Source organism: Marinomonas sp. ABL3_031 (assembly GCF_056161265.1).
Map to the genome: position 1 here is coordinate 164,339 of NZ_JBSWYU010000007.1, position 14,775 is coordinate 179,113.

6 protein-coding genes and 3 tRNA genes are annotated in these 14,775 nt (G+C 47.0%); 3 read left to right on the plus strand and 6 right to left on the minus strand.

Going from position 1 to position 14,775, the window contains the following annotated elements:
* From ACXAH2_RS09965 to ACXAH2_RS09990, 6 genes are all read right to left on the minus strand, one after another.
* A complete protein-coding gene (locus tag ACXAH2_RS09965) occupies nucleotides 1–1,008 on the minus strand; it encodes a tryptophan--tRNA ligase (protein ID WP_475078242.1) in 1,008 nt (335 codons plus the stop codon).
* 151 nt (nucleotides 1,009–1,159) lie between these two features.
* Nucleotides 1,160–3,094, minus strand: coding sequence for an exodeoxyribonuclease V subunit alpha (gene recD, locus ACXAH2_RS09970; RefSeq protein ID WP_475078244.1), 1,935 nt, complete (start codon nucleotides 3,092–3,094; stop codon nucleotides 1,160–1,162).
* Entirely contained in the window at nucleotides 3,081–6,797 is a 3,717-nt protein-coding gene (gene recB / locus ACXAH2_RS09975; RefSeq protein WP_475078245.1) for an exodeoxyribonuclease V subunit beta, read from the minus strand. Before recB ends, recD begins: the two co-directional genes overlap by 14 nt.
* Nucleotides 6,794–10,183: an exodeoxyribonuclease V subunit gamma gene (recC, locus tag ACXAH2_RS09980; RefSeq protein ID WP_475078246.1), complete on the minus strand. Its 3,390-nt coding sequence runs from the start codon at nucleotides 10,181–10,183 to the stop codon at nucleotides 6,794–6,796. Before recC ends, recB begins: the two co-directional genes overlap by 4 nt.
* A gap of 110 nt (nucleotides 10,184–10,293) precedes the next feature.
* Nucleotides 10,294–10,369 (minus strand) — tRNA-Ala (locus ACXAH2_RS09985).
* Nucleotides 10,370–10,451: 82 nt separating this feature from the next.
* Nucleotides 10,452–10,527: transfer RNA gene (locus tag ACXAH2_RS09990), tRNA-Ala, on the minus strand.
* Nucleotides 10,528–10,694: 167 nt separating this feature from the next.
* Here ACXAH2_RS09990 and ACXAH2_RS09995 point away from each other — a divergent pair.
* From ACXAH2_RS09995 to katG, 3 genes are all read left to right on the plus strand, one after another.
* Complete coding sequence (locus tag ACXAH2_RS09995) at nucleotides 10,695–11,918, plus strand: EAL and HDOD domain-containing protein (RefSeq protein WP_475078247.1); 1,224 nt, start codon at nucleotides 10,695–10,697, stop codon at nucleotides 11,916–11,918.
* 65 nt (nucleotides 11,919–11,983) lie between these two features.
* A tRNA-Leu gene (locus tag ACXAH2_RS10000) sits at nucleotides 11,984–12,068 on the plus strand.
* 306 nt (nucleotides 12,069–12,374) lie between these two features.
* A complete protein-coding gene (gene katG, locus ACXAH2_RS10005; RefSeq protein ID WP_475078248.1) occupies nucleotides 12,375–14,660 on the plus strand; it encodes a catalase/peroxidase HPI in 2,286 nt (761 codons plus the stop codon).
* The last annotated feature ends 115 nt before the right edge of the window (nucleotides 14,661–14,775 follow it).

Consider the following 14,775-nt stretch of genomic DNA (forward strand, 5'->3'; position numbering starts at 1 on the left):
TTAATTAAAATTCACAAGACCGACTGCGTTGCGCAATTTAGCAATGCTTTCTTTTGCACGGGTACGAGCTTTTTCGGCTCCAGCTTGCAATACCTCTTCAACAAACGCAGGGGTGGCCATCAATTCGTGGTATTTCTCACGCGCCTCACCTAATTGACCATTAACCAAGGCAAATAGTTCCTTCTTGGCTTCACCCCAAGCAATGCCATCAGCAAACTTTTGACGCATTTCAGCCGTCTGCTCTGGCGTGGCAAAGGCTTGGTAAATATCAAATACTGTAGAATCATTTGGATCCTTCGGTTCGCCAGGCTCCAACAAGTTGGTTTTGATTTTATTGATGCCTTTTTGCAGTTTCTTTTCCGTTTCAAACAAAGGAATCGTGTTGTTGTAGCTCTTACTCATCTTACGGCCATCAAGGCCTTTTAGGATGGATCCTTCTTCACCCACAACCGCTTCCGGTAAAACAAAGTGCTCACCGAACAAATGATTAAAGCGACCGGCTATGTCACGAGCCATTTCAATATGTTGGATTTGATCTCGGCCAACTGGCACCTTATGCGCATTAAACGCAAGAATGTCTGCCGCCATCAGCACAGGATAACAAAACAGTCCCATGGTGATACCAAAGTCAGGATCTTGTTCATTGGCTAGGTTTTCATCAACCGCCCCTTTGTAGGCATGAGCTCGATTCATTAAACCTTTTGCGGTGACGCAGGTTAGCAACCAGTTTAACTCGGTAATTTCAGGAATATCCGATTGACGATAAAAGGTTGCTTTATCCGTATCTAAGCCACAAGCCAGCCAGGTTGCTGCGATTTCCAAACGAGACTGTTTGACACGCTCTGGATCTTGGCATTTGATCAAGGCATGATAGTCTGCGAGAAAGAAGTAAGATTCCGTATTCTCTTGACGGCTTGCTTCGATCGCAGGACGAATCGCCCCCACATAGTTTCCTAAATGTGGCGTGCCTGTGGTGGTGACACCGGTTAAAACAATTTCTTTTGCCATTATGGTGTTCTCTTTTCCTACGTTACCTATTTTATTTGTGCGCCTACCTTATCATAAAATCCGGTACTCGCCTCGCCTTTCAGCGATTATTTCGTATGCTGTTTTACGGCCGTTAAAGACAGCTTGTTAATGGTGATAAAAAGTTGTTAATTCAAGGGTTTGACCACAAAGCACCCAATAAACCAGAGTAGCGTTTAATCCGACTTTGCGTAGCCGCACGAATCACCTCTTGCGCGCCCCACAAAGAAAACCCTTGCTTGGCCCGAGTAATGCCTGTGTACAAAAGCTCTTTGGTTAACACAGGAGAAGGCGTTAAGGGCAATACCAATGCCACCTGATCAAACTCCGACCCTTGCGACTTATGTACTGTCATGGCAAACACCAATTCGTATTCATTGAGTCGGCTCGGTAATAAACCGAGATACTCCCCATTGGGCTGCATAAACCAGACGCGTAATCGTCCATCACCATCCGCCAAACAAATTCCCACATCACCGTTAAACAAGCCTAACGCTGCATCATTACGGGTCAGCATAACCGCCTTGCCCGGATACCATTTGTGCAGATCCCTTATCATGCCGTGCTGGTAAAACAGATTTTCCAACTGAGCATTAATACGCTCCACGCCAAACTCCCCTTGGCGAACGGCGGTCAAAATCTGATACCGATTAAAAGCATCATGTACCTGAGCCACCCTGTCACCGGCTCGCACACTTTGCCAAAAAGCGTCATAACCTTTTGCCAGTTGTCCGATTTCCGCTTGTGTTTGATCTTGTTTGGGCGGATACCAAGCCAAATCTTCATAACCTTGCTGTAAACAATGGAACACCGCATCACTTTGTCCATGATTCATGGCTTTGGCGAGATGACCTATGCCACTGTCGGCAGAGAAACGATAACTGGTTCGCAATAGGGTTAATGCTCGACTAATAGGAGCAGCGGCTGGGTTAGCGAATGGTTGGAGATTTTCCCCAGTGGATCTTGCCAATTGCTCGGCCCATTCAGACTGAAAATAAGCATTTTCAATACCGTAGGACAAATCCCCCAACACACTGCCCGCTTCCACTGACGCCAGCTGATCTTTATCACCCAACAGGATTAATCGAGCATGAGCTGGTAACGCATCGATCAGTTTTGCCATCATGGGCAAATCCACCATGGACACTTCGTCCACCAACAACACATCCAAATGCAAGGGATTGTGCTGATGATGTTTGAAACGGCTGCGGCCAAATTCGCTACCTAATAAACGATGCAAGGTACTGGCTTGCTCAGGAATACCTTGCTTAACCTCATCGTCCAGAGACAAAGACGCTTTGGCGTTGGAAATGGATTCGGTAAGACGCGCTGCCGCTTTGCCCGTTGGTGCCGCTAGCGCTATGCGCAAGCTTTGTCCTTGCTGTTGCGCTTGAGCCACCAACAAAGCCAGTAATTTCGTCACTGTGGTGGTTTTACCTGTACCTGGGCCACCACTGATGACGGCAAAAGCCTGACTCGCTGCGTTCGCCACCGCCACTTTCTGCCAGTCCACCGCATCCGTCTGCGCTGGAAATAAACCTTGTATTAAGCTTTGCTCCACCTCAAACACAGGCTTACCTAAGCTCTGCTGCAAATAGTTCAAAACGCCTTGTTCATACTGGTAATAACGATAAAGATAGAGGCGCGTTCCAACCAATACCAAAGGTCTTGCCTGCAATGACAAAGCCTCACTCACCAAAGACGATTTTTGCAATACCGCACACCACTGAGCGACGGAATTCACTTGTACCTTGCTCAATGTTTGACGCAGCTCATCGCCCCGTAACCCTTCTACTGGAGATTGCCAAACATCGGCCAAATCCATGCAAATGTGTCCAGCACTTAACGCCGCGCTGGTTAATGCGCCAGCAATAAACACAGCCAAATGTTGTTCATCCGCATGTTGTGCAAGCTGTCGTATCCACTGCTCATCAATGGCACTTAACACGCCTTTGCTACGCCATTCAGAGAGAATGTCAGTAGCAGACGCGGCAAGGGAAAATGATGCCGTTTCTTCAGCGCCATCTTGTGCTTGTTGCAACCAATCGAGTTGTTTAGAAGAGTCCATATTGTATTGCCTCAGATGAGTTGGATAACGAACTCTCGCCCAATTGAGCGTAAGTTTCTTGTCCATAAAACAACGCGTCTAACGCCTCAACATGTTCCTTGGTTAAGCGTGTGCGAAACACCCCCGTATCGGAGTTTGGTGACATTCCCCGCAGAAAACCATACACCACACCACCAATGTGACGCTCATAATCGTAATCAGGAATGCGTTGCTGTAAGAGGCGATGCAAAGCCAAGGTGTAAATTTGATATTGCAAATCGTACCTGTGATCCAACATGGCTTCCGCCAAGTGTTCAGGCGTGTAATCGGTAAACTCATCGCCCAAATAGTTGGACTTGTAATCCAACACATAATAGCGCCCTTGCCACTCAAACAAGAGGTCAATAAAGCCCTTTAACATGCCTTTTAGCGCTTTATCCTGAATCACAGGGGCGCGCTGTGACAGTGGGTCATGCTCTCTGGCGATTTGATCCAGTTGCAAAGCATTCATGCCTTGCACGGGTAAGAAAAACTCCATCTCTTTACGGCATGAGGCAATCGATAAATCCACTAATCTCGCCCCCTCAACCAAAGGAGTTTGCACTATATCTGGCAGCCAGTTTTGTAGTACGTCTTGCCAGTCTTGAAATCCCCTATGTTGATAAAATTGTGCCATAGTGGTCTGCTGATTCAGCTTGATCAAATCAGCAAAACTTGGCCGAGCAAGGTGTTCCAGTAACCCTTTGCCTTCGAGCAAATCGTGTAAGAAAGTGCCTGGTGCGGCTCCTCGAGGGAAACTAAATCGGTTGGCCTGCACTTCGCTCTCAGCTGACGAATTGTCGAGAGTATTTTCAACCACTGACAGGTCTTCTGTCTTGGTCTGAAGACTGGCTTGTTCATCAAACCCAGGCAAACTCGTGTCGCGTGTTTCTTTATCCTCCACCACCAAAGAAGAGTAACTGCCAATCCACCAATCTCGCTCTACTCGCCCTTGGAAACGACGCTCCTGTACTTTTTCTGGGATCGTATCTTGCATTTCAAAGCGTGGTAACTCTGGTGCGGTTTCAGGTAAGTCGATGAGCTGCATTTGCCCTTGCTGATAACGCTGACAAAGGCGCTCTAGACTAGGATACAAGTCCCCTGCCGTCATGGCTTCACCTTCGCTAACCAGTGCTCCGACACCGCTTAAATGCACATCCAAGATGGCGTCTCGGGTTTTATTGGCTTTTTTCCCTACTTCCATGAAACCAATAAAGCAGGCTTCTTTGGAACGTGTCAGCGCCACGTATGCCAAACGAATTTCCGCTGCGTATAACTCCTCTTTGTGTTGTTCGGTTTGCGCTTCGTCTGGATCAATGGCAATCCACAACTGCCGGTTCTGATCATGAAACAGAGCAGATTTTTCTCTGTCTTGAAAAGGTGTCAAAGCAAACGGCAGATAGACGATCGGATATTCCAAGCCTTTACTCTTGTGAATGGTGACAATGCGCACCAGTTCCGCATCGGTTTCTAAGCGAATTTTTTGCTCGTCGCTATTACCATTGGGCGATTGAATGGCCAGACGTAAATAGCGCAACACACCTTCTTTGGAATCCAGTTCTAAGGACTTTTCCTGTAGTTTTTCAGTGAGGTGCAAAAAGTCCGTTAAGCGCCTTTCCCCATCCACATGACGCAACATATTAGGCGCTAATACCACGTCTTGCATGAAGACACGTAACATAGGCAGTAAGCCTTGCTGATCCCAAATAGCCAAATAACCTTGAAAAGCCTGTACCCATTTCTCATACACCAGATCATCATGATTGAGGGTATCCAAATCCTCGAGCGACCAATCCACCAGCCCAGTTGCCAGTGCCGAACGCAGGTTATTTTCTTGTCCATTAGATAAGATCGCTGTCAGAACGATCAGCAGTTCTCTGGCTTCTATACTTTCAAACACCGAGCCCTTATCACTCAAATACACACTGGCAATGCCACGAGCACGCAACGCCTGCTTCAAAGCATTGGCTTGGGCAAAATTACTGACCAGTAAGGCCACATCTTTGGGTCGCACCCCTTGCTGATTGAGTTGCGCTTGTGGCTTTTCATCTGACGATTTTTGCCCTTCTAACAACATTTGGTGTAAGTGAGCGGCACACTGCTCTGCCATTTGATCACGATACTCTTTGGCTGAAACAGGCTCATCCGTGGTTAAGTAGAGAAATTGCAAGGCGGCTTGGCGTTGGCCGTGGCGAATAAATTGGCTCTCAACGCCTCGGTCTTGCACTTCCACAAAAGGAATACCGTCCACTCGAAAAGGCGTTTGCTGGGTGCTAAACAAAGCATTCACTGCCTGGATCATGGCCGCTGAGGAGCGGTAGTTGGTCGCTAAGGAATAAACCGCGTCTACCTCTTGTTTAGCGGCCAAATAGGTATATATGTCAGCACCACGAAAAGCATAAATCGCCTGCTTGGGGTCGCCTATCATGATCAACCCTAAGCGATTTTGATCGGCCAACGCCTCTTGATACACCTTGGAGAAAATACGGTATTGCACGGCATCCGTGTCTTGGAATTCATCGATCAAAGCAATTGGATAAAGGCTGCGAATACGTTGCGCCAATTTGCCACTCTCGTCTTCTTGCAGCGCCACATCCAAAGAGGTGAGCAAGTCAGTAAAGGTCAACGACTGAGTGGCTCGCTTCCACTCTGCCATACGCTGTTTTACTTGTTGCCAAAGTGACACCAGCAAAACCGATTTCACCTTACCGGCATCGGGAAAATGTTCCCGTAGTTGAGCCACTTGTTGAAAAAACACATGGCTTGGTGCTTCGCCGCCTTTACTGATACGCGTGGCGTGCTCATTGGCATCAAACTTATCAAGGCATTTATCCAACACAAATTGGTCGTCTTGAGCCCATTGGTTCATGGCTTGAATGTCTTTACTGGGATCTTTACGCCAAAAGTTCCGCTTAATACCACTCTGTTCCAAAGCCTGAATAATGTCATTTCGTTGTGACAACCAGCTTGTGCGCACGGCTTTTATCTCTTGCTGAGCCTGAGTTAACGCCGCTTGCCAATCGTATTCTTGGCTGACAATGTTGGCATCAGGCTGATTGTTGAGCAAAGAGAGGTCTTTTTGTAAGGCTTCTGGGGTCGACCAAATGGGTTTGATTAACGCCGCTTGCGCTTGTTCCATTGGGTAAAACACACGTCGCCAAACGTCTTTTACCGCCATGGCTAACGGGGCTTGTTCATCGGTTTCAATACTTTGTTGAAACAACATACGGCTTTCAAAGGCGTTTTGACTGAGCATACGCTGACAGAAACCGTGAATAGTGAAGACAGCCGCTTCATCCATTTGTTTTTCGGCATACAGCAGCTTCTCAATCGCATCTTGTTGTTGCTCTGTTGTCATCTGAGCCAGCCATTGCGCCAAAAAGGTATCGTCACTCTGGTTCAGCATTAGGGCTTTGCGTGCCGCTCGAATACGCTGACGAATACGGGACTTTAACTCAGCGGTGGCGGCTTCGGTGAAGGTCACTACCAGAATTTGGTCTACCGTTAAGGCGTGCGCCAAATCCCCTGCTTGTCCTGTGGGCACTAATAGACGAAGGTAAAGATTGGCAATGGTATAGGTTTTTCCTGTGCCCGCACTGGCTTCAATGAGACGCTTACCAAATAACGGAAAGCGCATGGCATCAAGCCTTTCAACAGCGGCAGAGGTGTTTGGATTAGAAGTCATTGAATGGGCTCCAAATGGCGCGTCATTGGCAACCAAACTTGTTCGCAGAACGCCACAAATGCCGTTTTATGGGCCGTTAAATCTGGGAAATAGCGTTGCCAATAAGCATCCTCCACTTCACTTGATGTAAAGGCGCTACTGGCGTCTTGATACACCTTAACAGCTTGTTGCCAGGCTTGTTCATGGTCTTCTTTCGACTTTTCTGCGCAATAACTCTTACACCAAGCGTCGGCACTTTTCGCTGGCATGATTAAAGGCTGACACAAGCCTGTGTGCAGCAAATTTAACAGCTCTAGGAGATAGGTTCGAGCCGCTTCTGGCGGTAAGATGGTGAATTCATGTTGCACCACTTTACCGTTTTTCAATAGGTTAATCAGATGATGTTGCTTAGGGGTTCCTTGCGCGCACAAGGCCAAATGCTCGATCCAAGCACGCATTTTCTGATTTGCCGTCATATCACCGATTCGATAGGACAAACGCGTAGTGGCACTAGGCAAGTCCAGCCATGCTTGCACCTTAACCCCTGCTAACGCTAAATTGACTTCCATAGGCGCTAATGACGCTAAAGCATAACCTTGTAAGGACTGATACAGCTGCCGACATTGCTGTAGACTCTGTTGCAAAGACAATTGCCCAAATGCCCCATAAGGCACCACACCGGATAAGGCTAACCGCGCCAAGAAGCTCTCCTCCTCTCCCTTTAGCATGGCTTGTAACAACTCGTCTTTGAGTTGGTAACCAGATAAGCCCTCTAGACTAAAAGGCTCATCCTCTCGTTCTTGCTCTTCTTTCAAACTTAGATACGCTTTCAGGCGACGCTGTGTGAAATAACGCGCCGGATGGCTGACAAATCTCACCAACTCTTCCAGTGGTAATTCCGCACTGCTTTGCTCGAACGAGGCTAGGTCTGTAATCGTCGTTGCTTGATCCTCTACCTGTACCTGTAACGCGGGTAACCAATGAGGGTTAAAGCTGTATAAAGCTTTGTTTTTGGCCATGCTCTCTGCTGAATCAGCATAATACGCAGGGTTAAAGGGCTGCAACGGATGTTCAACCATCAACTGCTGTAAAAATGCTTGTTGCGCATCTTCTGGTGGCAAATCTTGATGAGACTCAAAGACGCAACTTTGCGCCAAATATTCCAACAATTCACTGAGCAATATGGACGGATTTTTCTCGCTGTTGTCCTGAATACTGCGACCGACATAACTCATGTAAAACACTTCGCGCGCCGACATGAGCGCTTCGAGGAAAAGGTATTTGTCGTCTTCTCGTCGGCTACGATCGCCACTGCGATAATGTCCCACCATGAGATCAAAGCCCATTGGCGCAACACTGCGCGGGTATTCGCCTTCGTTTAATCCCAATACACAGATGACTTTAAAGGGCACGGAACGCATTGGCATCAGGGTACAGAAATTAACTCGCCCAGCCAGAAAACGCTGACCGCCTTGTGACTCCTGTAAACGCGGCGCCAATAACTGGCGAATCACCATTTGGTCTAGCGCTTGATCAAAATGCGCATGCTGCCACTCAGACATGAGCCCATCTAATTGAGTGGCCAGCAAATCTTGGAAACTGTCATCCTCTTCTAGCACGAAGAAAGTATCTCGGAGTGCATACAGGGTTTGCAACCATTGCTCTGGGTTCATGGCTTGTTGCAAACCATGTTGAGCATGATGAATAGCGTCCAAAAATTCGGCCAATTTGCCGGCCACAACGGCTTCTAAGCCTTCTACATCGCCATAACTCAGAGTCTCTTGCCAGATATGATCGTGCCCCATGGCATAACCCAACAACATTCGACGCACCCCATTGAGCCAGGTGTGCGCTTGTTGTTTGGGCAAATTATGTTGCTCGGCAGTGTGTTCATCTAAACCCCAGCGAATACCCACTTCTACCGACCATTGACGAATCCGATCCAGCTCTTGTGCGGTTAACTCAAACCGCTGCATGACAGCTGGCACTTCCAAAACACTAATCAGCTCAGACAAGGTGAATCGGCTTTCACCTAACCCCAGCAGGTACAAATAGGCGTCGACAATGGGGTTTTCCACCCCACCCGCTTGGTCAATTAAGGCAAATGGAATGTGCTTATTGCCCTGCGCCTGACCAAACACGGCTTTGACAAACGGACTGTAAGCATTCACATCCGGCAACATGACAATCACGTCTTTCGGCGTCAGCTCAGGATAGCGCTCAAACATGTCTAACAACTGATCGTGTAAGACTTCCACTTCCCGCAGCGGGCTGTGGCACACTTGCACGCGAATGCTTTCATCCTGATCGGCAATGCCATGACGATAATGACTCTTGGTTAAGTTCAGCTTGGTTTCTTCTTGCCCGCCATGATTGTCCAGATTCAGAACATCTTGCTGCACCCAATGCAACAAGCTGGCCGTTTGATCGGCTGCCCCTTCATTGGCTTGCCCTTCAACATAGTCTTCAAACACTTCTATTTGATCGTCAGCAATGTCTTGTAACTGGGCGATGTAATCACGGCCCAAGCGCCCCCAACTGGCAAGCAAAGGATTAGCGTCCAAATGCAATGCCTCAAGGGTTAAACCGGGTTTTAAATTTTGACGCTTAATCTCTCGTCCCAAGTAGTGTTTATCCACCACATCGCCCCAATAAAAACGACACGGGTTTTGCAAAAAGAGATGCACATCAATCCAACCGGATTCGGCTAAGATTTGTAACGCTTGCAAAGTATTAGGCGGCAAAGAAGAGACACCAAAAATAAAAATACGCGGCGGCACGCCGCTTGGTCTAGCCTTAGTGAAACAAGCGTCTTTTAGGGCGTCTATCAAATTTCCCCTGTGGTACAAGGACTCGCCTTGCTCACTGATATCGGCCACCAAATCACGCCACAAAATCCCTTGCCAAGCTTGTTCTGCAAACAATCTCGCGAGCGTTGGATCTTCCACCTGATGCGCTTCCCAAGCGGCAATCCAATCAGGTCGATAAACCAAATATTGGTCGTAGATATCGGCAATGCTAGAGCACAATTGGAAACGTCGAATCTGGCTATCGTCTTCACTCAGATACCATTGCAGTGGGGCAAATTCTTCATCTTGCAGACGGGAATCCAAAATGCGCATCAAGCGCCACACTAAGAAGGGTTTATTGAATTCACTTTGTTGTGGAATGTCAGACAAGGCCTGTTTGAAAGTCTGCCAAACAAAAGTCGAGGGCAAAGGAAACGCCAAACCCGCGGCAATAGATTGAGACTGAGCCAACTGCATTTTCAACCACTGCGCCATGCCTGGGTTTTGCACCAGAATATGCTCGTCATCAAAGGGATTTTGCGGGGGGGATACCGCAAGAATTTTTGCCAGCAAGACTGATAAATCTTCCAGTCTATTGCCGGTGTAAAGCCGAAACATATCGAGTCCTTATACGCCACATTGCCCAAAACCACTCAAGACAAGAGTATAACAACAAAATCAATCAGGTAGAGACAAAGGAATCGAGTAGCAGCGAAAGAATAAAGTAGTGGTGGAGCTAAGCGGGATCGAACCGCTGACCTCTTGCATGCCATGCAAGCGCTCTCCCAGCTGAGCTATAGCCCCACATCACGCGATTGCGTTTTTTGCAGCACGCTTTTATCGATTAGAAAGCCTCTATCGGTAAAAGCCTGAGGGAAGTGTTTTATGGTGGAGCTAAGCGGGATCGAACCGCTGACCTCTTGCATGCCATGCAAGCGCTCTCCCAGCTGAGCTATAGCCCCACAAAACAGCGCTGAATTCTAGGGTTGCTTGCCGCTTGTGTCAATATTTTTCGACAAAACCACGACGGCTCTTTAATCGATAATAATCGATAAATTTGTTTTCTAGAACAAGGACATTATTGATATCATGGGAAATTAAATCAAAATTACTGATAGAGCAAGACACGATGGATTTTCCCACGGTATTAGATGACCTAATGATGGCTCAGCAACCGATTCTCAAACGCAATAAAGAGATATTTGGTTATGAGCTCCTGTTCCGTGGAATGGATGCCCAACAAGCGCAGTTTTTGGATGGTAAAGTTGCTACAAGCCAAGTTTTAGTGAACCTTTGTATCGGTATCACGAAACTTGAATCTCAGTTGCGTAAGCCCTTCTTCATCAATATGACAACGGAGTTGATGTTGTCTGACGCCTTTTTTCCAATTGATCAGGATACCGTTTATATCGAAATCTTGGAAAGCCAGCAATTAACACCAGAATTCTACCAAGCAGTGGAAAAGTGGCGCGCTGCAGGTTATCGATTTGCATTAGACGATTATCAATTTGGTGATGATTACGAAGCATTGCTGCCTTGGGTTTCCATTGTAAAAATTGATGTATTGAAAACGCCTCCTGAACAATATTCTGAGCAAATCGCTGCTTTAAAACGTAAAGGCTTACTCTTGTTGGCAGAGAAAGTAGAAGATCAAACCATGTTTGAGCAATGCAAAAAATTTGGCTTTGACTTATTCCAAGGCTATTTTTTACAGCGCCCTGAATTGATCAAAGGTCGTAAAATCGACTCAGCAACCCACAGTGCGATCGCATTAGTGAATGCCTTACAAGATAAAGACATCAGCATCAATACAATTGCTAAGCTGGTAGAAAAAAATCCCAAGTTGTCATATCAACTGTTGCGTATTTTAAACAGTCCCGTATGTGGTATCAGCAAGAAAGTTATGTCGATTAGAGAAGCGGTGATTTTCTTAGGCCTGGTGAAACTTAAACGTTGGGCTTTGTTAATCACTTTAACTTCTTCTTCTAGCCAACCAAACGCGTTATTCAAGATACTGTTAACTCGTGCAAGATGTTGTCAGTTATTGGCTGAAAAACTGGATGCGGGGTTATCAGAATCCGCTTTCATGGTGGGGTTAATGTCAGGAATGGATGCGGTATTCCAAGTTGAAAAGCAGGTTATTCTGGAACAAACCGCCTTGGAAGAGAAAGTGCTAGGCGCAATATTACACCAATCAGGGGATTTAGGACGGCTCCTGCATTGGACTTTAAGCTGTGAACAACAAGCTTGGCAAAATATCCAGACGTTATCAGCACAGCAACTTTCCGACTTAAACCATGCGTTTTTAGAAGCCATGTTATGGTCCGATGAGGTCATGCAGCCAATTTCTTAATTTTTTTAACATAAACAATTGACAGCTATAGAAAAAAACATAGAATACATTCCACCTTTTTCAAGGCCAGTGTGGTGGAATTGGTAGACACGACGGATTCAAAATCCGTTGCCGAAAGGCGTGGCGGTTCGAGTCCGCCCACTGGTACCATCTTGTCATGTAACATCAATTTTTACTTTTTTTCATCAAAAGCCTAAAGACGGTTTCGCTTCCTATACGCTCTTACTACTGCTCATATTAAGTTAAGTGGCAATCCCCCTTAGCTTAAATCCACCCAACATTAATCAAATTCTATCGACTCAATAACAATTATCAATTGCAAATGTCCGGTCATTATCGTGACTTTGGTTATACTTTTTTTGCTAGATAAGCATTTTGTAAGTCTGTATCGCTTTATCTATCTCACACTAATAAAAAGGACCGTGTAAACGGAATCCGTGACTAGGAGAGAAGAAAATGAAAAAGGATAGACGATTCAGGGCGACTACTTTTGCTGTTACATTCGCCTGGCTTTTCGCTGCTTCAGCGATGGCCCAAAACACCTCAACCAGCACCAAACCAGCAAGCGCGGCAGGATCAGGTAAATCCATACCAGGACAGCCGAAAAGCAATCAGTTTTGGTGGCCTGATCAACTTGACCTATCATCCCTACGAGATCATGACAGTCGATCAAACCCTTTTGGCGACAACTTCAGCTATGTTGAAGCTTTTCAAGAACTGGATGTCGACGCAGTAAAACGTGACATTAATGCCATGCTGACCCAATCACAAGATTGGTGGCCAGCAGACTTCGGCAATTATGGCCCCCTCTTTATTCGAACGGCTTGGCACAGTGCTGGCACCTACCGCACACTCGATGGCCGTGGTGGTGGCGATGGAGGACAACAGCGCTTTGATCCACTCAATAGCTGGCCGGACAATGGTAATCTCGATAAAGCCAGACGTCTTTTGTGGCCCATCAAACAAAAATACGGTGAACATCTGTCTTGGGCAGATTTGTTAATTTTATCCGGCACCATATCACTCGAAAATATGGGCTTTCAGACTTATGGCTTTGCCTTTGGTCGAACCGATGATTGGGAGCCTGATTTTGTCTATTGGGGACCAGAAGTCGAAATGTTAGCCAGTGATCGTCGTCAAAGAGGTGGCCAGTTACAACGCCCCCTCGGCGCGACCCATATGGGCTTGATTTATGTAAACCCTGAAGGTCCGATGGGCAAACCAGATCTATTAGGCTCTGCTAAGAATATCCGTTTAACCTTTGGTCGGATGGCCATGAACGATGAAGAAACGGTTGCTCTCATTGCTGGTGGACATACCTTTGGCAAAATGCACGGCGCTCGTAAACCTGCAGAGTGCGTTGGTCCAGAACCCGGTGCTGCTGGTGTCGAGCAACAGGGATTAGGATGGCATAATCGTTGCGGCAAGGGGCATTCTGAAGATACCACGACGAGTGGATTAGAAGGGGCTTGGACACAAGCACCAACCCGCTGGACAACCCTGTATTTGAGTAACCTACTCAATCTAGAGTGGCAACAAACTCGTAGCCCAGCAGGCGCCATCCAATGGATTCCTACCGATGAGGCGATGCATACCAGTGTCCCTGATGCGCACATCGAAGGAAAACGCAATCCTCCTGTGATGACAACAGCGGATTTGGCACTTAAAGCAGATCCCCAGTATCGTGCTATTGCGGAACGCTTTTTCGCCAACCCTGAAGCGTATCGCCTTGCTTTCGCAAAGGCTTGGCATAAACTGACCCACAGAGATATGGGGCCGCGAGCTCGATATTTATCGGATACGTCTCCTGTTGAACCCTTAATTTGGCAAGATCCCTTGCCAGCCATTGAGCATCCTTTGATTGACCGTCAAGATGCACAGGCACTGAAAAAAACCATCCTGGATGCTGGCCTAACCATACCGCAATTGGTGCGCACTGCTTGGGCTTCTGCTGCGAGTTTTAGAGCCAGTGATAAACGCGGAGGGGCAAATGGAGCACGAATTGCGCTTGCTCCGCAAAAGAATTGGGCGGTAAACAATCCGGAAGAAGTGTCGAAAGTGATCGCCCAGCTCAGTGAAATCCAAATGGCATTCAATGCTAATAATAGTCGCAAGCAAGTCTCTTTGGCAGACATCATAGTGCTGGGTGGTGCAGCCGCTATTGAAGCCGCGGCCAAACAAGCGGGGGTCAATGTCAATGTGCCTTTCACGCCAGGTAGAGCAGATGCCCTTCAGTCACAAACCGATGTGGCTTCGTTTGCTTTATTAGAGCCTACGGCTGATGCCTTTCGTAATTACTTCAATGCGGATAAAAGCTACCGATCCCCCGCCGAAATGCTGGTTGATCGCGCCGATCAGTTAGCCTTAACCATCCCTGAAATGACAGTGCTTCTTGGTGGTTTACGTGTTCTTAACGCCAACGTTGGTGAGGCCTCTCATGGAGTATTTACCGACGCTCCCGGCACCTTGAGTAATGATTTTTTTGTCAATCTGCTGGATATGTCAACCCGTTGGCAGAAAACCAGTACAGAAGGTATTTACGAAGGCTTAGATAGAGTTAGTGGTGAGCCTAAATTTACGGCCACCTCAATCGATTTGCTGTTCGGTTCCAATTCAGAGCTAAGAGCCGTCGCTGAGGTATACGCTTATGATAATGCGCAAACAAGATTCGTCGAGGATTTTGTTGCTGCATGGGTGAAAGTGATGCAATTGGATCGCTTTGATTTACGTCATGATATATAAGCAATGTTAGTGGCGAAAGTCTCTTCACTTTAGTCACTTGATCTGGCCGAGCAAGCACACGCTCGGCCATTTTTCTCTCAATTATGGTTCAACAATTTGTTCAAAACTCCTATTG

Coding starts and splice junctions, on each gene's coding strand:
- ACXAH2_RS09965 (WP_475078242.1), bottom strand. CDS start 1,008: ATGGCAAAAGAAATTGTTTTAACCGGTGTCACCACCACAGGCACGCCA.
- recD (WP_475078244.1), bottom strand. CDS start 3,094: ATGGACTCTTCTAAACAACTCGATTGGTTGCAACAAGCACAAGATGGC.
- recB (WP_475078245.1), bottom strand. CDS start 6,797: ATGACTTCTAATCCAAACACCTCTGCCGCTGTTGAAAGGCTTGATGCC.
- recC (WP_475078246.1), bottom strand. CDS start 10,183: ATGTTTCGGCTTTACACCGGCAATAGACTGGAAGATTTATCAGTCTTG.
- ACXAH2_RS09995 (WP_475078247.1), top strand. CDS start 10,695: ATGGATTTTCCCACGGTATTAGATGACCTAATGATGGCTCAGCAACCG.
- katG (WP_475078248.1), top strand. CDS start 12,375: ATGAAAAAGGATAGACGATTCAGGGCGACTACTTTTGCTGTTACATTC.